Here is a 16,291-nt window from a genome sequence, read left to right on the forward strand (position 1 = left end):
TTTTTTAAATGCTTTTATGAAGTAATTTCTTGAGTAAAGGAAATAGCACATCGGGAAGTTCTTCGATGTTTGGTACTAGAATACTATATTTCCCGTACATATTTTGAATGGTTTTCTTCTGTCCTTCATCAATTTCCCCGTTGGATAAAAAGACGTTGATGACTTCAATTCCGTGCTTGCGTGCTTCTAATACCGCTTCGTGCGTATCTACAATACCATTTTGTTCATATCCCATAGCGGCTGGTTCACCGTCTGAAAACACAAGTAAAAACTTTTGCTGTTCAGAACGCTGAAGCAAGCGGCGTGTCATGTGGCGAATGGCAAATCCATCACGGTTGTCTTCTTCAGGCTCAAGCTGCATAATTTCAGGACCGCTTTTACGCTTTAATGATGCTTGAAAGTCCATCACCGTCTGCAGGTAGTTAGGCTGGCTTGTTTCAGTAGCATCATTTGTATCTTCCCAAAATCCAACAATTTGATGAGGCACCATAACAGACTTTAACGCTTCATGAAATAGCGTAATCCCGAGCTTCGTTTCATCCATTTTGTCGTACATCGATGCCGAACAGTCAACTAGAAGAGAAAACACAGCATCAATTTGGGCAGAATCTTCATCTTTTTTATAAAACAAACGAGGATTATCATCCGTCCATAGTTTTAGAAGTTTTTTATTTAATCGGCCAAAGTGCAGCTCGCTTCTAGGTAGCGTTTTTTTATGTTCAAGCGTTTTTTCAATCATTTGCTTTAATTTTTTTTGATACGATGCAATGATTTTTTTATTCTCATCATACTGAACAACGTGATCGTCGCTTGGAAGTTTAGAATCTACAAACACAGCATAGGCATGCTTATTTTCTTTCCCATACTCATAATCCGCTTCCCCGTCTTTTTCCGGATGCGTTTGCTCCATGGCTTCTATTTGAGAATAATCGTTCCGTGATGTTTTTTGAGAAGATCCTTGCACCATTCCCATTGCTTGATCTCCATCGTCGCCTTCACGAACACCATCGCCTAGCATGTCTGTTTTTGAACCTTGATCCATATCAAACTGTAGAAAACTTTGCGTCGCTTCGCTTGTCTCTCGATGCCACATTTCCATTTTCTCTTCGTGAATGTCTTCATCTCCGTCTTTTTCATGCTCTAAAATATCATCGTTCACTAATGAATCTTTGCGTTTTAAATCTTCAAATGTTAACCCTTCTTCTAACTGATCATACTGAAGTTCAGCCAAGAAGAAATAAGTATTAAGCATATCTTTTTCGATAATATCATCAAAAACATCTACGAGTTCAAGGCAGATGCGCGATACATCTTTTGTTGTTTTCGCTTCATATACATTTGTTAGCTGTCTGCGAATAAAAGGCATCGCTAAGTTAATCGATTCACTCATTGAAGGAATTTCTTCAAACGGATTTTCAGCCGTTAATAGCAAGTAAATGCCGTTAAAAAGTGCATCCGTGTACACGCTTTTTGTTAAATTTGCGCTCATTTGTGTAGCAAAATATTTTCTATAGAGCTCCCTTCTGACGGCGAAGGCTTTTTTCGTTCCAGGACGTTCGCGTTTGCATACTTCTTCTAAACGAATATCTTCAAACAGCATAAACAGCTGTTTAGCTAAGCTAGGTACCGAGGTTTTATTTATTTTCTTTAAATATGCATTAATTTCTTTGAAGTTTGAATGCTTATAGCTTCCAATACTTCTTAAAAACACATCACTTTTTAAGCCGTACACTTTGTCTTCTTCTGGACGGTTATCCCAAAAGTGACTGAGATAAATAATGCCGTGTACAGGATCATAATAAGATGAAACGCGATACTCTACTTCAATTTCATCATTTTTTGTTAATGTTTTCGTTAAATCTGCCAGCTCCATATAGAGAAAGGAATCTACATTTTTGTCGTTAAATTTAATAAATCGCATAGCGCCACTCCTTACTCAAATAATGTTTCAGCAATATTTTGAATGGCGGCTTTTTCCCTTTCATCTTCTAGCTTTTCAATAATACCGCGTTTAATCGCGCGAAGAGGCGGCATATAAAGAGCTAAATCACACGTATCGATAAGCGCACGAATGGACGCAGCTTCTTCTGATACATGGCCGCTTTGAACTTGAGTAATTAAATCTGCGGAGAGCGTGACAAATTTATCAATTAATTTTTCGTCTTTTAACTGAGACTGAGACATTAGAACTTGCTTTAAGCTGCTCCCTTGAATATATGGCACTTCAATAACAACAAAACGATTTTTTAACGCTTCGTTTAATGGAACAGTCCCAACATACCCTTCGTTAATAGCCGCTACTACGCCGAATGTTTGCTGACCGCGCACTACATCTCCAGTGAATGGGTTTGTAATCATTTTTCGGTAATCAAGTACTCCGTTTAAAATAGGAAGCGTTTCAGGTTTCGCCATGTTAATTTCATCAATATATAATAAATGGCCTTTTTTCATTGCCTGAATAACAGGTCCTTCTACAAACTCGATACCTGTTTTACCTTCTTGTTCAGAAATTGTTTTAAAGCCAAGCAGCGCTTCTGCATCTAAATCAACCGAGCAGTTAACGCTATGCATCGGCTGAGAAAATAAATGCGACAGCGTTTCGGCAAGCTTTGTTTTACCTGAACCTGTTGGCCCTTTTAAAAGTACGTTTTTCCCTAGTGACAAGGCAATAATGGCATCTTCTAAAATATCTGCTTCTTCTGCTGTATAGCCGCCTTTTCCGATTAATAGCTGATCAGCGTGAGACAGATTTTCATATTTACGATTCGCTAAAAGCGAAAGAACCTCTTTTGGTAATGATAATTGTGATAATTGAATTGACATAACAAAAAATCCTTTCTTTCTGCATACTTTCTATAGTTTACTAAAAAACATTCTTCTTCTCAAAGAATTACTTTACCTATGCGTTTCTCTAAGGTTTCCGGTAGAAAAATTGCCGTCTTTAGACATATATTCAGTAAAAAAAAGTAGGTTATTCACCTACTTTTTTACGATTTTATAGTTTTTATGATTAACGACTGTTTTCATAGATTCGCCCGTTTCAGCATCTTTCCCAAAATCTACGATAACCGAATTGTCTCGCACTACCATAACAATTCCTTTAAATCCTTTATAGTCGCCTTTTTTAGGCTGAATCGTATCGCCAACTTTAGCTGCTTTGACTTTAGGTGCTTGTTCTTCTGTACCTTGTGTATTTTCTACGTCCATCATGACCCCACCTTTTCCAATTTACCGTGTTTTTTATAAGTGAAAACACAATTTAATTTACTTTTTGTTGAAAATACTTAGTTTATTTTCCCACAAACATCCATGGTTAAACACCATGTGTTTGTCCTTTTTCATTTTGCAAACAAACGCTGTATTTTTTATTATGTATGTAGCTGTTTTTTGTAAGAGCACATCCTTGTTCTATCATAACATTTTCTGTTTCCTTCGAACACCAATTACCCTTTAGTTTTTTAAAAAAATGACAAATTACACGGAATTATGTCGAATTTCATATGATTTTCTTTTTAGTATGATAAGCTATATATCGTATTTTAAGCATCTTTTATCTATTACATACGATTTTTGATAAAAAAACCGAAACTTTTATCCACAAATTGCGTTGATTAAATGAAAGGGGGAGAAAATGGCACAACAGCATAACTTTGAACACATTTATAAACAGCACATGCATGATTTGCTGCGCTATCTTCTCTCTCTTACTCGCAGAAAAGAATCAGCGGAAGATTTAATGCAGGAGACCTTTTACCGGGCACTTTTACACTTAGAAACGTATAAAGGCGAGGAAGTGAAGCCTTGGCTGTTCAAAATTGCTTATCACGCCTTTATTGACTGGTATCGAAAAGAAAAAAAACGCCCTACTGTCGAAATAGAAGAATGGCACTTTACTCCTCAGCCAAGTGCTGAAGAACAAGTGATGATTCAAAGTGAAATCGACGGCTGGCTTTCTGATGTATCTGCTTTGCCTCCGGCTAAGCAGAATATTGTACTGTTACGAGATTATCATGGCTTCACATATGAAGAGATTGCAGAAATGACTGGCTTTACTCTGTCAAAAGTGAAAATGGACTTGTATCGTGGTCGTCAACAATTGAAAAAAAGAAAGGAAGAGGACGGATGAGCTGTCAAGATATGAAGCATCAATGGGAAAAATATAAAAACGGCACTTTGACAGACAAAGAAGCAGAAACACTTGAACAACATACGGAAAATTGTGAAGCATGCTCAGCTCATTTAGAGCACTTGCTAATCGAAGATGAACCGTTATCGCCCACTCCATCAACTACTTCACTAAGTGACGATACGATGTTGGATAATAAAAAAGTTAAAAAGTCCATTTATATCGCCAAATGGAAGCAGCGCCTTTCAAATGTGACAACTGTCATTAGCTCTGTGGTTCTGCTATGGATTATCGGCAGCTTTTTATCCATTGTATATTATCATCAATCAAAAACCGAATACATAAACAGCGTCAATCAAGCGGCTATCGAATCTGCTTTTCCGAACGTTCATATACGTGAAACCACTTCTGATACACAGTCCTTTTTCCGAATGCAGTCGCAAATGGAAGCTTATAAGCAAATTGGACGTGAAGAGCAGGCCATTGGGACGTTTACATTTCATCAGCTGTTTGATAAAACGAGCGGTGTAGAAAAAGAATTTTCCGGCGGTAAATACGATCTTAACCTTTCCTTTGTCTATCCTGATCCAAAAAAACTAAAGCTACATGCAAAAGAGTATAAGGAATGGACGAATGAAACATGGAATGCATTAGAAAACCTACCTAAAGGAACGGTAAGTGAAGTGGCTATTTCTTTTGATGATACGTATTCGCTAAAAGAAGTTCAGCAAAAAATGAACGCCATCGACAGCCGTGATTTTTCTACCTCTTGGTACGCGCTTAATACAGGGAACGAACAAAAAACAAGCACAAAAGATGAGCCATTAATTGACTTAACATCAACATTTGGCTTTCCAGAGTTTTTAGACTTGCCTTACGAGCACAAAGAAAATCAAACGCACTCTACTAGCAAGTCGAACGTTTTAGGTATGATGAAACTATTAGCCGATAATGAAGAAACGGTCCAAAAAGTTCGTCAGCTAGACCATTCCGATTTGTTGCTAAAGCAGCGATATTCTTATGTAAAAAAACATGGAGTCGGTGTGTACGGCGTTGTGATTACAGGACCTACCAAAAAGCTTCTGAAATTAAAAAATGATCCGTCTATCACCTATGCGTCACTTGGAGATGTAGAGCTATGGAATTGGTTCAACCGTCCTTCATCCGGCACGTTAATGAATCAGTAACAAGCACTTGAAAGCAAGTGCTTGTTTTTATTTCTTTGTTAATTCTTTAAATCTTTCTACAGCTTCGCTTTTATCAAATGAACTAAACCATCGATAGTCTTGGTCATCTAAAATACGATAGTGCTGACTAATCATATTTTGCTGCAGACGAAAAGAACCTTCTTTTTGAATCTCTTTCCACCATACTCTTCCTCCGAGCGTTTTATCTTTTGGAGAAGATACGCCGTTATGAGCAATGATTTCTACTACTTCTAAGGGGACGTCTCCTAAAACCGATTGAAGGATTTCACTGTCACCAAACAAACCGCATACTGCAACAGTAGTCGTCCACCCTGCTTCCGTGCGCCCTTTTTCAATTTGAACCAATGTTTTTTTGGAAATACCAATGACTTCAGCCATTCTATCTTGTGAATAGTTTCTTTCTAAACGAATTAATCGTATTTTATCCGATACTGATTTAATCACTTCTTGTTTATTCATTTTTACAGCCCTTTCTTTCTATACACGCACATGTCTTTAGTGTAATATTACACCTAATTAAAGAAGAGTTTCAAGCGTTTCCCTTCATCACAAAACGGGGAAATATACTGAAATGGTTTTTGTATACTAAAACAATTAAAAGGAGTTGAGAATATGTACATCATTGTATGGACTATGCTTGTACTATACGCCTTTCTGCTAGCTCCGGGAGCAAGCGCCGCTGATGATATGCTGTTTAAAAACCTTGTCACAGGAAATTTTCAACAGGTAGATCCGCTCGTAGTTATGGTATTCTCTTTTTTAGGGCTTTTCCCAGTATTGTTCATGGTAATGATTTGTAAAAAAGATACGTACAAACTGCCTGGATGGCCATTTTCTCTCCTATCATTTGCGCTTGGAGCTTTTTCTCTTTTGTTCTATTATCATTGGAAAGGACAAAAAGTTCGAACACGTTCGCGTATTCCTTCGCGTTTCATTGCCATCATTTCTTCTCGTCTATGGATTGGACTATGCTTAGCACTCACGATTGCTGGTTACGTATACGGACTATCCATAGGTTCAATAAGAGCTTATGAAGATGCTTTTATGCAGTCACAGCTTGTTAGCGTGATGACCGCTGATTTTTTTGTTTTAACGTGGCTTTCTTATTCCGTTATGACAAAAGAAAAGATAGCATCCCGGCCTTACCTTCTCTTATGTTTCATTCCAGTTGCGGGCCCTTTTTTTATTTTGTTACGGCATAACCGCCAAGATGTTAGAGAAGAAAAACTTTAAATAAAAGTCTTGCGTTCCATTCATTATTCCGTTATAATCATTTCTTGTACGATGAAAGTTGATTAATTAGAAAACATTTATATATCGGCATTTTATTTACATTTGTTATACATACCTGCGCTGTGCGTATACTCATGTTGTCTTAAACCTTTGAGTGTTAAAAGGGAGCTCAAAATTTAGCTGCAGATAGCACGCCCTTCTTGGGACGCTAAACCCGGCTATGAGGGCACCCACCTAGTAGATCTGGGTATTTAAGACACTTAGGGTTACGGCAGTGCGGGCTTATTTTTTAGTTAGCTGTAGCTAGCTTTTTTTATTTTTTTATTTATTAGTTTACATAATTATTTTATTGTTAACTTATATTTTTTTTAGACATGTATGTTTTATTTATCTTCGATTGAGGAACATAAAAGGTAATAAAGGAGATGGATAAAATGAATGAACAAAAAATTGCTAAAAAAGTAAATGAAGTATTAGAAGGAAATCGTGTAGGAACATTAGCCACAGTTGTAAACAACAAACCCCACTCTCGCTATATGACATTTTTCAGCGATGAAGATGGTATCGCTCTTTACACACCAACAAATATCAATACACATAAGGCAGAAGAAATCGAAGCCAATCCGAACGTGCACGTACTATTGGGCTACAGCGGCGAAGGATATGGCGATCAATACTTAGAATTATCCGGGACAGCTGTTCTTCGTACTGGTGATCAATTAAAAGGACGTATATGGAACGATCACATGAAAGAATGGTTTGACGGTCCAAATGACCCTGAGTATGTTGTTCTGGAAATTACACCAAACGAAATTCGCTTTATGAATGAAGGCGAAGAAACTCCTCAAACCGTTCAGCTATAATAAAAAAGCGCACACTGTGCGCTTTTTTTATTTTCCTACAGCTTCTTTCAATTGAGCTGCTTTTTCTTTTGGAGACGCTGCTAAGCTAATCGCGGTAATAATAGAAACACCATCTGCACCTGCTTCTACTACTTGTTTGGCATTTTCAGGCGTGATGCCACCGATTCCTACAATTGGAAAGTCAATATTCTGGTTTCGCACTTCTTCAATTAATTTTGTACCTTGCACTGCTTTTGCGTCTTTTTTTGTAGAAGTAGGAAAAACAGGTCCCATTCCTACATAATCCGCCCCGTCTTTTATGGCTTGCTGCAGCTCTTGTATATTATGAACAGAGACGCCCACAATTCCTTTTCCTATTTTTTCTCGAACAATATGAGCTTTTTCATCTTCTTGTCCAATATGAACGCCATCCGCTTGTAAGCGGATCGCTAAGTCAAGATCATCATTCACAACAAAAGGAACGCTGTGCTGCTGACAAATTTGCTGAAGTTCTTTCGCCAGCTGATATTTCGCTTCTCCTTTTAGGGCACCCTCGCCTTTTTCACGAAATTGAAACACGGTAACGCCGCCTTCAATTGCTTCTTTTAATACTTCTTTCGGATCTTTTTTACAGTTATTACTGCCCATTATAAAATAAACTTGCAGCAGCTTTTTGATTTCTTCGTTTGTCATTTTCCGGCTCCTTTTAACGTTGATGTACTCTTGCATATGATTCAATATCCTGCCCAGATAAAAGATGAAGCTGGTTTAAGAGCTCAATTTGAAAGCTTCCCGGCCCTTCTTCACCTTTTTTCGCTGCGGCGATTTCACCTGCCACTCCGTAAAAACTTAAAGCAGCAACGCTTGCCTCGACATATTCTTTTTCTACAGCAGCGAAAGCTCCTATAATTGATGTCAACAGACATCCAGTCCCCGTCACTTTCGTAAATAACGGGTGACCGTTGTCTACTGTATACGTTGTGTTTCCATCCGTGATTACATCTTGTTTACCCGTAATAACAATCACTGTATCTAATTTGTTCGCCGCTTTCTCAGCAAGTTCAATGACGTCTCCTTGCCCTTCTAATGAATCAACGCCTTTAATGAGCCATGACTCGCCTACTACATTCGCAACTTCAGCAGCGTTACCGCGAATAACGGCAATATTTAATTCTTCTACAAGCTGACGTGCCACTTCTGTACGAAACGGTGTCGCTCCGGCTCCTACAGGATCGAAAATAACCGGCACGCCGTTTTCATTTGCTGATTTTCCTGCTATTCTCATCGCTTCTACTTCTTGAGCCGTCAGTGTACCCATATTTAAGACAAGCGCTCCGGCGATTCGAGCCATGTCAGCCACTTCTTCCTTCGCATAAGCCATAACAGGTGACGCTCCTAGGGCAAGCAGTCCATTTGCTGTAAAATTGGTTACCACAACATTCGTAATATTATGAACAAGCGGACTTGTATCTCTTACTTTTTCTAATTGAGCTGAAATTTTACTAATATCCATGTTCTCTCACTCTTTTCATTTAGTTTTAACACTGCAAAAAAAAGACAAAAAAGCACCTTGCATGCGCAAAGTGCTTTGGTATGTACTCACATTCCCTGCGCTGGCATTATCCAACAGGTTCAAATGGTCAACAGGCGCCCCTGTACTCTCAGCCTGCCCCGCGCAAGCTCCCATACTATTTATTACTACGTTTAAAGTTTACTATTAACTTTTTTTATTTGCAACCATTTCACTGTTTTGCCCATAAAATAAAGCTTCGCTATAGGCTGAGTGGTGTTGTAAATCTTACAGCTTTACTAAAAGCATCATTAAAAGACCTCCAGTAAACTACTGGAGGTCTTCTATCCCCTAAAAATTCTATCATTTCTCTTGAATCGCTTGATTTCTCACAGCTGTTTTTCGGTCCTTCCCTGCTCTTAAAGATAAAAGAAAACAAAGCAGCAGTACAAGTGCAGCTGATACGTACGGGTAATTAATGTTTATATCAAAAAGAAAGCCTGCTACAACAGGTCCAATAATATTACCAAGACTTGTATAAGCAGAATTTAGTCCGGCTACATACCCTTGGTCGTCTTGTGCCATCATCGACATTTGCGTGCTGATTGCCGGACGTAAAATATCTGTTGCTAAAAAGACGATAAATGTCACAACAATAATAAGCCAGTACGTGTGCACAAATAGTGTAAGTAAAATAAAAAGTCCCGTCATCATCAAGCAAAACGAAATCACTCTTTTTTCACCGAATTTATTTAAAATCCAGCCAAAAATCGTAACCTGCACAACAGCCCCTGCAATAGAGCCAAACGTAATAACAAACGCAATATCTTTTGGCGTAAAGCTAAATTTATGATCAACAAATAGTGAAAAGATCGTTTCATAATTGGATAATCCAAACGATGTCACAAAAACGATAATTAAACTTAAAAAATAAGGTTCTTTGTAGGAATTCATAAGCTGCAGTAGCAGCCGATCTTCTTTTGGATTCTCATTGTTTGAAACAGCATGACCTTGTACAGGACGAGACTCCGGCAAAACAAAAAGCGTAATCACTGCAGCCAAGCCTCCTGCTACTGCGGCCATGTAAAATGGCACGCGCATGCCGTATTCAGCTAAAAAGCCTCCAATACCGGGCCCGATAATAAATCCTGTTGTAATCGCTGCCGTCACATAGCCCATTCCTTTAGCGCGTTCTTTAGCAGACGTCACGTCCGCTGTATAGGCCATAACAGCAGGCATAATAAGCGCGGCTCCGACCCCACCTAGCATTCTGGATACAAATAATAAAAGAGGTGTACTCACTGAACCAAAGAACCATTCAGACAGGGCAAAAACAATCATTCCCGCTACAATAATTTTCTTTCTCCCTAACGAATCGGATAATCGCCCCGCTAAAGGCGAAAACAGAAATTGAGTTAGTGAAAACACCGCTACTAAAAGCCCCATCACGCTGCCGTTGATATGAAGCTCCGTCATATAGGTTGGCATAATTGGAATAACGAGACCGATTCCCGTAAAGATAATAAAAATATTTAGCATGAGCAGCAAAATCGCCGCTCGATTTCTTAACAATAATGACATATAAACCTCCTGATTACAAAAATACTGAACGTTCGGTCTATAAAAATACAAAATAATGAGGGATTACTCATTGCCGCAATAAGCATCCCCGCTTATTTAAGAAGACCTTGCTATAATTCCGTTTAAAAATACATCGATTGCTGAATGGTAAAGCTGCAGGGCATTTTCCGTACTCGTTTTTCGAGACATGCGGCTCATTCCAACAAACAACCCTTCTAAAATTACTGCAAGTTGCTCTGCATTTTTATGAGAAAACTCGCCTTCATCGATGCCCTGTTGCAAAAGTTCCCGGTTAAACTCCACGTGTCGTTTCACCATCTCATCAATTCGCTCTTCGATGTCGCTGCCCTTCTCCTCGTTGTTAAAAAACTCATCCGCAGCTTTCGTAAGAGGATGATTCAAATCATCTAAAATGATTTGCTCCGCTATTCCAAAAAGCTTATCTCTTGTTGTTTTGTAAAGAGACTCTCTTTCTTTCCAGTTTCGTTCCCACTCAAGATCCCATTCGTCTATTAAATAAAGAAAAAGCCCTTCTTTACTTTTAAAGTGATAATAAATATTCCCTTTACTGCTTCCCGTAGCTTCTACAATTTCCTCAATAGATGTAGCTTTATAGCCTTTTTGAGAAAACAATGCTTTAGCGGCATCTGCCACTTTTCTTTTGGTTTGTTCACTTTGAAGCTTTTTTTTATTCAAGCTATTTCCACCGCCCCGTACATTTATTATTTATACTGAACATTCGTTTTGTATTATCTGACACCTATACTACATAGGAAAAACCTTTTTGTCTAGTGAGAAAACCTAGTTTATACCTTTTTATATGAATCATGACCAAAACAAAGCCTCCTAAAAAGCTTACTTGCTAACAGGATAAATGACAGCTGCTTGCGCGCACAGTTTGCATACAAATAAACAAATCATCTGCGCCTGCTTTCCTGTCTTTTACTCATTCAATTTCTTTGTCATAAACACACTGTATGGATCTTCTTTGTAGGTAGAAAACGGTTCGCACTCGTAAAATCCAAAACTGGCGTATAGCTTTCTAGCCGGTTCAAAAGCAGGTGCGGATCCTGTTTCTAAGCTTAAGCGTCGGTACCCTCGTTTTTGCGCTTCATTTATTATGTACTGCAGCAGCTCTCTAGCAATTCCTTTCCGCAAATGAGCGGTAGCTGTTCGCATCGATTTAATTTCTCCGTGGTGCTCATCTAACTCTTTTACAGCTCCGCACCCTGCTAGCTGACTTCCTTCCCACACGCTCCAAAACGTAATATTACGTTGTTTTAAACTTTCAATATCTAGAGCATGAATACTTTCAGGGGGGGAATGTAAGTTCATTCCTTGAAGGTGAGAACTTACTAGCTCAATAACTTCATTGTTCGTTAAGTGGTCTCTTTTTATTTTAATCATCTTCTCTTCCTTCCTGCTACTAAAGGGTGGTCAACTACAAACCAACTTATGAATACATTCACTGTCGACCTTTAAAAATCCTTTTATACACTCCCTTCTTTTTCTCCAGTTATTAAAACAGACTTTGCCAAGCAGATGTTTCATACATTGTTAAACGGAGGTGAAATTCGTTGAAGAAAGTTTTATTTTGTCTTGTCCCTCTTTTGTTTTTATTATCCGCCTGCTTTAGTGATCCTGTTCAAGATGATTTAATCGATTATAACAATCAAGATTTAAAGAAAGCCGCTCAGCTTGAAAAAGAGGCGATTGACGCATACGATTCCGTTACAGGCGCTAACTACACAAGTGACGCTGTTATGTACGATACGATGACGAGTGAAGTCATTCCTACCTATCGTAAATTTGTTGACGAACTGGAAAACATCGATGTAGAAACCGACGATCTTCGAAAGGTTCATGAAGGCTATATAAAGGCTGCCAATACCCAGTATAATGCTTTTATTAAAATTGTCAGTGCTTTGGAAAAGCAGGACCGCAACCTTATTGCTGAGGCAAACGCTATGCTTGATGAAGCACGAAAAGGTATACGCGATTACAATGCAGCTATTAAAAAGCTGGCTAAAGAACATGATGTAAAAATTGAAGAACCAAAAACACAGCGCGAAAACAGCCTATAGTTCCCATGCAAAAAGAAGGTCTCTAAAAACAGTAAGAGACCTTCTTTCGTATGATGTTTCAATTTCTCCACGTTCGTTCAATAAATGAAGAAGAATATCAGGAAATATTGCTTAACGATGCATAATAAGAGGCAATAATTTCTTCATCTGAATGCGGAATTTCGTTTCCTTTTACAAGCTGAGCGCCGTTAATACAGCCGCTTGTAAGTAAGATAATATCATTCGCCTTTCCTAAAGAAAGCGACTTTAATACTCCTTCTGTTCGAGTAGGGGCGCGGTGAATATTGCTTGCGCTCGGATTCGAAAAACCTGTCATCACTTGATCTACAATTACGTTAGGATCATGATAACCTGGGTGATCAACCGTTACGATAATTTCATCAGCTTTTCCTTCAATGGTACGCGCCATTTTAGGCATTTTATTAAAATCTCGAATGCCGATCCCTGCAATCATGACAATCAGCTGGTTATACTCCATCTTTTTTACTTCTTCTACCAAACGCGTAAGGGCAACAGGCGTATGGGCATAGTCTAAAATCACTTTTTGGTTATTAGGACCTTCTATCACCTGAAATCGCCCTTCTGGACTTTCCAATTGAGGAAGTACGCTAATAATATCTTCAATGTGGTATTCAAAGTGAAGAGCTGTACCAATGGCCGCTAGCACGTTAGCAATGTTGTAATCACCATATACAGGCACTGCTACTTTGTATGACTGTCCTTTATAAAGTAAATCAAAGAAAGAGCCTCCTTCTTTGACGGTGATGTTTGTTGCTTGCAGAGTTGCCTCTTTGTTATTTAATAAACTATACGTGACTTTAGGTCCTTCAAATACCCTGCTTAAGTCTTTGCCCATGTCCTGATCATCTATATTAATAACGGCATGTTTGGCCTGTTGAAATAATTTCATCTTGCATTTTTTATAGTGCTCAAACGTTTTATGATACTCTAAATGTTCTTCCGATAAGTTTGTATGAATGGCTACATCAAAATAAATATTTTCTACTCGTTGCTGATCAATCGCAATCGAAGATACTTCCATCACTGCCGCTTCATCACCTCTTGTATACAAATCATAAAAAATTTTATGCAAGTCTACCGACTCAGGTGTTGTAGGCGTACTTTTTTTATAAACTAACTTCTGCTTTGATGACCAAATGCCGGTCGTTCCAATCGATCCTGTTGGCAATTTTAAAAGAGTTAAAAGCGACCTTACGTAAGCTGCTACGGTTGTTTTACCATTTGTACCTGTAACGCCAATTGTCTCAATTTTTTCATCCGTATAATCAAAATACATTTTAGAAAAAGACGCCATTACTTTGCGAACGTCGTCAACAGCTAAAAACGTACAGTGAGAATACTGAGTGCTCAAAAGACGCAGCTCCTCAATGCTTGTCCCAAAGACTGCTACGGCTCCTCTAGCTATAGCTTCTTTAATATATCCATGTCCATCTTCATTTTCACCTTTTATACTAAAAAATACTGATCCGTCGTGAACCTGCTTTGAATGATATGTCAGATGGTTGATCGTTTGAGATGCAGGCCCAAAAATATGTTTAATTGATAAATTCGTTAATGTATCAAAGTGGATGTTCATAGCTATTCCTCACAGTGTATAAATTTTATTTTTAATATGTTCTAAAATCCCTTAAATACTCTTTGAAGGATATTTTTTCTTTATTTCCATTTATAAAGAACTTTCTACCATTCAATCTTTTTATTTTGCTTTCATGTGTAGAACGAAAATAAAGAAAAGACGGATCACTATTTTTTAAAACTAAAAGCATGTAAAGTATGGATGAACTGTGTATATCATACCAGCAGCAAAAGCGAAGTATTGTAGTAAAATATTCCCCCTACACGTGCAAAACGAAACCCTTCTTTAAAATAAAATGATTTCATAGAGTAAGTTGAATCATGATAAATACTTGAAAGGGGGGGAAGAAAGATTACTTGTATTAACCAGTCCCTCCCTTTGCAAAATAACAAAGAAAACATCATAATAAAAGATGCGCAATAACAGCGTGAATGACTTTGCTTTGAAAGGATGGACTACAGCAAATGACGCGTTCTCTTTTAGCGATTGAACCACTTCTTCTTTCGTTTTATCAACAGCCTACGCTTGAACTAGCTCAGTCGCTGTTAGGATGTCTTCTTGTTCACGAAACGGCAGAAGGAGCTGCATCTGGTTTTATTGTGGAAACAGAGGCTTATAAAGGGCCTTTCGACCGAGCAGCTCATAGCTTTAATAACCGGCGCACAAAAAGAACAGAGGTAATGTTCGGTCCTCCTGGTCATGCCTATACGCATACAATGCATACACATTGTTTACTCAATGTTGTAAGCAGCGACATCGATTGTCCAGAAGGCGTCCTCATTCGAGCTATTGAGCCATTTAGCGGAAAAGATTTGATGAAAACTAGACGTCGAGGGATGGAAAATGAAATAAATTGGACAAACGGTCCTGGGAAACTAACAAAAGCACTAGGGGTTTCAATGGATTTGTACGGTCATGATTTAACCACCCCTCCTCTTTATATTGCTCGTGGCTTCACTCCTTCAGCGATTTCCGCCGGACCTCGCGTTGGCATTGATAATTCTGGTGAAGCGAAGGATTACCCTTGGCGCTTTTGGGTTACCAATCACCCGTTTGTATCGAAATTCAGGTGAACAAAAGGCAAATAATTTATCATCGAAAATAAAAGAAGCACCTCTTTTTAGAGATGCTTCTTTTTGCTTACGCCCACCACATTTGTGACGGAGTTTCTTCAATTAATACACTTTGTAAGTTTGTAACCGCGCGTTTAAATCCTTCTTCAATCGACATGATTGGATCTTCATGCTCAATGCTGACTACATAATCGTATCCGTATGTGCGAAGGGCACTCATCATATCAGACCACTCTTTTACATCATGTCCGCATCCTACGGATCTAAACGTCCATGCACGCGTTTGGACTTCTCCATATGGCTGCATATCCGTCAGTCCATACATGTTAATATTATCCTGGTCCAAGTACGTATCCTTTGCATGGAAATGATGAATCGCATTTTCTTTTGCTAAAATTTTAATAGCTCCTACCGGATCAATTCCTTGCCACCATAAATGACTTGGATCAAGGTTAGCGCCAATCGCTGGACTTGTTTTTTCGCGAAGCTTTAGGAGCGTATACGGAGTATGAACTAAAAATCCACCGTGAAGTTCTAAACCAATTTTTACGTTATGCTCCTCCGCTAGTTCTCCAATTTCTTTCCAATAAGGAACAAGCTTATTTTCCCACTGCCAATTCAATACGTCTCCATACTCGTTAGGCCAAGGAGTAACAGGCCAGTTTGGGTACTTCGCTTCTTCGTGATCTCCTGCTGTTCCAGAAAAGCAGTTAACCACTGGAACATCTACTAATGATGCTAGTTGGATGGTCTTGCGAAGCGTTTCGTCAGATTCTTTTGCAAAACTTGCCTCAGGTGAAATAGGATTGCCGTGGCAGCTAAATGCGCTGATTGTAAGTCCGCGGTCTTTTATCTGCTTCATATATGCTTCTCTTTTTTCTTCATCTTCAAGCAGCTCATCTAGCGGACAATGGCTGTTTCCCGGATAACCTCCCGTTCCGATTTCAACAGCATGAAGACCTGCTGATTTTACTTTATCTAACATCTCTTCAAAAGAAAGATCCGCAAATAAGACCGTGAATACTCCAAGTTTCATT

At 38.6% G+C, this 16,291-nt stretch carries 17 protein-coding genes, 1 other RNA gene and 1 riboswitch; of the genes, 7 read left to right on the forward strand and 11 right to left on the reverse strand.

Going from position 1 to position 16,291, the window contains the following annotated elements; translation table 11 throughout:
• Window positions 1-4: 4 nt before the first annotated feature.
• From ACRPLQ_RS11955 to ACRPLQ_RS11965, 3 genes are all read right to left on the reverse strand, one after another.
• On the reverse strand, window positions 5-1,921 hold the full coding sequence (locus ACRPLQ_RS11955; RefSeq protein ID WP_165635975.1) for a vWA domain-containing protein: 1,917 nt from the start codon (window positions 1,919-1,921) through the stop codon (window positions 5-7).
• Between the two features lie 11 nt (window positions 1,922-1,932).
• A complete protein-coding gene (locus ACRPLQ_RS11960; protein WP_014460283.1) occupies window positions 1,933-2,823 on the reverse strand; it encodes an ATP-binding protein in 891 nt (296 codons plus the stop codon).
• Between the two features lie 156 nt (window positions 2,824-2,979).
• Entirely contained in the window at window positions 2,980-3,210 is a 231-nt protein-coding gene (locus tag ACRPLQ_RS11965; RefSeq protein ID WP_013056869.1) for a YkvS family protein, read from the reverse strand.
• 421 nt (window positions 3,211-3,631) lie between these two features.
• Here ACRPLQ_RS11965 and ACRPLQ_RS11970 point away from each other — a divergent pair, with 421 nt between their 5' ends.
• A complete protein-coding gene (locus ACRPLQ_RS11970) occupies window positions 3,632-4,126 on the forward strand; it encodes an RNA polymerase sigma factor (RefSeq protein WP_013056868.1) in 495 nt (164 codons plus the stop codon).
• Complete coding sequence (locus ACRPLQ_RS11975; protein WP_165635974.1) at window positions 4,123-5,313, forward strand: anti-sigma factor; 1,191 nt, start codon at window positions 4,123-4,125, stop codon at window positions 5,311-5,313. The genes ACRPLQ_RS11970 and ACRPLQ_RS11975 overlap by 4 nt, the downstream gene beginning before the upstream one ends.
• A gap of 27 nt (window positions 5,314-5,340) precedes the next feature.
• On the opposite strand, the gene ACRPLQ_RS11980 is transcribed toward ACRPLQ_RS11975, so the two are convergent.
• Window positions 5,341-5,793 (reverse strand): helix-turn-helix transcriptional regulator, encoded by a 453-nt coding sequence (locus tag ACRPLQ_RS11980; protein ID WP_165635973.1) that lies wholly within the window; start codon window positions 5,791-5,793, stop codon window positions 5,341-5,343.
• 153 nt (window positions 5,794-5,946) lie between these two features.
• Between ACRPLQ_RS11980 and ACRPLQ_RS11985 the strand changes: the two genes are divergently transcribed.
• The 3 genes from ACRPLQ_RS11985 to ACRPLQ_RS11995 all read left to right on the forward strand — a co-directional run bounded on the left by ACRPLQ_RS11985 (window position 5,947) and on the right by ACRPLQ_RS11995 (window position 7,430).
• Window positions 5,947-6,567: a hypothetical protein gene (locus ACRPLQ_RS11985; RefSeq protein WP_034265740.1), complete on the forward strand. Its 621-nt coding sequence runs from the start codon at window positions 5,947-5,949 to the stop codon at window positions 6,565-6,567.
• A 109-nt stretch (window positions 6,568-6,676) separates the two neighbouring features.
• Window positions 6,677-6,854, forward strand: a non-coding RNA gene (gene ssrS / locus ACRPLQ_RS11990) — 6S RNA.
• Window positions 6,855-7,001: 147 nt separating this feature from the next.
• On the forward strand, window positions 7,002-7,430 hold the full coding sequence (locus ACRPLQ_RS11995) for a pyridoxamine 5'-phosphate oxidase family protein (RefSeq protein WP_013082985.1): 429 nt from the start codon (window positions 7,002-7,004) through the stop codon (window positions 7,428-7,430).
• Between the two features lie 27 nt (window positions 7,431-7,457).
• On the opposite strand, the gene thiE is transcribed toward ACRPLQ_RS11995, so the two are convergent.
• The 5 genes from thiE to ACRPLQ_RS12020 form a co-directional block, all read right to left on the reverse strand.
• On the reverse strand, window positions 7,458-8,102 hold the full coding sequence (thiE, locus tag ACRPLQ_RS12000; protein WP_028413507.1) for a thiamine phosphate synthase: 645 nt from the start codon (window positions 8,100-8,102) through the stop codon (window positions 7,458-7,460).
• 13 nt (window positions 8,103-8,115) lie between these two features.
• A complete protein-coding gene (gene thiM, locus ACRPLQ_RS12005) occupies window positions 8,116-8,922 on the reverse strand; it encodes a hydroxyethylthiazole kinase (protein WP_013056862.1) in 807 nt (268 codons plus the stop codon).
• A 75-nt stretch (window positions 8,923-8,997) separates the two neighbouring features.
• Window positions 8,998-9,106, reverse strand: a riboswitch (TPP riboswitch).
• Between the two features lie 176 nt (window positions 9,107-9,282).
• Window positions 9,283-10,500: an MFS transporter gene (locus tag ACRPLQ_RS12010; RefSeq protein WP_028413509.1), complete on the reverse strand. Its 1,218-nt coding sequence runs from the start codon at window positions 10,498-10,500 to the stop codon at window positions 9,283-9,285.
• Between the two features lie 96 nt (window positions 10,501-10,596).
• Window positions 10,597-11,196: a TetR/AcrR family transcriptional regulator gene (locus ACRPLQ_RS12015; protein ID WP_028413510.1), complete on the reverse strand. Its 600-nt coding sequence runs from the start codon at window positions 11,194-11,196 to the stop codon at window positions 10,597-10,599.
• Window positions 11,197-11,442: 246 nt separating this feature from the next.
• The gene (locus ACRPLQ_RS12020) at window positions 11,443-11,904 is read right to left on the reverse strand and encodes a GNAT family N-acetyltransferase (protein ID WP_234943124.1); all 462 of its coding nucleotides are present in this window, start codon (window positions 11,902-11,904) and stop codon (window positions 11,443-11,445) included.
• Between the two features lie 173 nt (window positions 11,905-12,077).
• Between ACRPLQ_RS12020 and ACRPLQ_RS12025 the strand changes: the two genes are divergently transcribed.
• Complete coding sequence (locus ACRPLQ_RS12025; protein ID WP_013082979.1) at window positions 12,078-12,584, forward strand: hypothetical protein; 507 nt, start codon at window positions 12,078-12,080, stop codon at window positions 12,582-12,584.
• 97 nt (window positions 12,585-12,681) lie between these two features.
• Here the strand turns inward: ACRPLQ_RS12025 and ACRPLQ_RS12030 are convergent, their stop codons facing one another.
• Window positions 12,682-14,181, reverse strand: coding sequence for a UDP-N-acetylmuramoyl-L-alanyl-D-glutamate--2,6-diaminopimelate ligase (locus ACRPLQ_RS12030; protein WP_323873754.1), 1,500 nt, complete (start codon window positions 14,179-14,181; stop codon window positions 12,682-12,684).
• Between the two features lie 464 nt (window positions 14,182-14,645).
• On the opposite strand from ACRPLQ_RS12030, the gene ACRPLQ_RS12035 reads away from it, so the two are divergent.
• Window positions 14,646-15,254 carry a DNA-3-methyladenine glycosylase gene (locus tag ACRPLQ_RS12035; RefSeq protein WP_432236014.1) on the forward strand — a complete coding sequence of 203 codons (609 nt, stop codon included), beginning with the start codon at window positions 14,646-14,648 and terminating at the stop codon, window positions 15,252-15,254.
• A 67-nt stretch (window positions 15,255-15,321) separates the two neighbouring features.
• On the opposite strand, the gene ACRPLQ_RS12040 is transcribed toward ACRPLQ_RS12035, so the two are convergent.
• On the reverse strand, window positions 15,322-16,290 hold the full coding sequence (locus tag ACRPLQ_RS12040) for a sugar phosphate isomerase/epimerase family protein (RefSeq protein ID WP_165635971.1): 969 nt from the start codon (window positions 16,288-16,290) through the stop codon (window positions 15,322-15,324).
• Window position 16,291: the final 1 nt, after the last annotated feature.

This window comes from Priestia sp. TRN 1309 (assembly GCF_050846875.1).
Taxonomy (GTDB): Bacteria; Bacillota; Bacilli; order Bacillales; family Bacillaceae_H; genus Priestia; species Priestia zanthoxyli.

Bases quoted from the DNA above. Each gene is read 5' to 3' on its own strand.
- ACRPLQ_RS11955 (WP_165635975.1), bottom strand. From the start codon at position 1,921: ATGCGATTTATTAAATTTAACGACAAAAATGTAGATTCCTTTCTCTAT.
- ACRPLQ_RS11960 (WP_014460283.1), bottom strand. From the start codon at position 2,823: ATGTCAATTCAATTATCACAATTATCATTACCAAAAGAGGTTCTTTCG.
- ACRPLQ_RS11965 (WP_013056869.1), bottom strand. From the start codon at position 3,210: ATGATGGACGTAGAAAATACACAAGGTACAGAAGAACAAGCACCTAAA.
- ACRPLQ_RS11970 (WP_013056868.1), top strand. From the start codon at position 3,632: ATGGCACAACAGCATAACTTTGAACACATTTATAAACAGCACATGCAT.
- ACRPLQ_RS11975 (WP_165635974.1), top strand. From the start codon at position 4,123: ATGAGCTGTCAAGATATGAAGCATCAATGGGAAAAATATAAAAACGGC.
- ACRPLQ_RS11980 (WP_165635973.1), bottom strand. From the start codon at position 5,793: ATGAATAAACAAGAAGTGATTAAATCAGTATCGGATAAAATACGATTA.
- ACRPLQ_RS11985 (WP_034265740.1), top strand. From the start codon at position 5,947: ATGTACATCATTGTATGGACTATGCTTGTACTATACGCCTTTCTGCTA.
- ACRPLQ_RS11995 (WP_013082985.1), top strand. From the start codon at position 7,002: ATGAATGAACAAAAAATTGCTAAAAAAGTAAATGAAGTATTAGAAGGA.
- thiE (WP_028413507.1), bottom strand. From the start codon at position 8,102: ATGACAAACGAAGAAATCAAAAAGCTGCTGCAAGTTTATTTTATAATG.
- thiM (WP_013056862.1), bottom strand. From the start codon at position 8,922: ATGGATATTAGTAAAATTTCAGCTCAATTAGAAAAAGTAAGAGATACA.
- ACRPLQ_RS12010 (WP_028413509.1), bottom strand. From the start codon at position 10,500: ATGTCATTATTGTTAAGAAATCGAGCGGCGATTTTGCTGCTCATGCTA.
- ACRPLQ_RS12030 (WP_323873754.1), bottom strand. From the start codon at position 14,181: ATGAACATCCACTTTGATACATTAACGAATTTATCAATTAAACATATT.
- ACRPLQ_RS12035 (WP_432236014.1), top strand. From the start codon at position 14,646: ATGACGCGTTCTCTTTTAGCGATTGAACCACTTCTTCTTTCGTTTTAT.
- ACRPLQ_RS12040 (WP_165635971.1), bottom strand. From the start codon at position 16,290: ATGAAACTTGGAGTATTCACGGTCTTATTTGCGGATCTTTCTTTTGAA.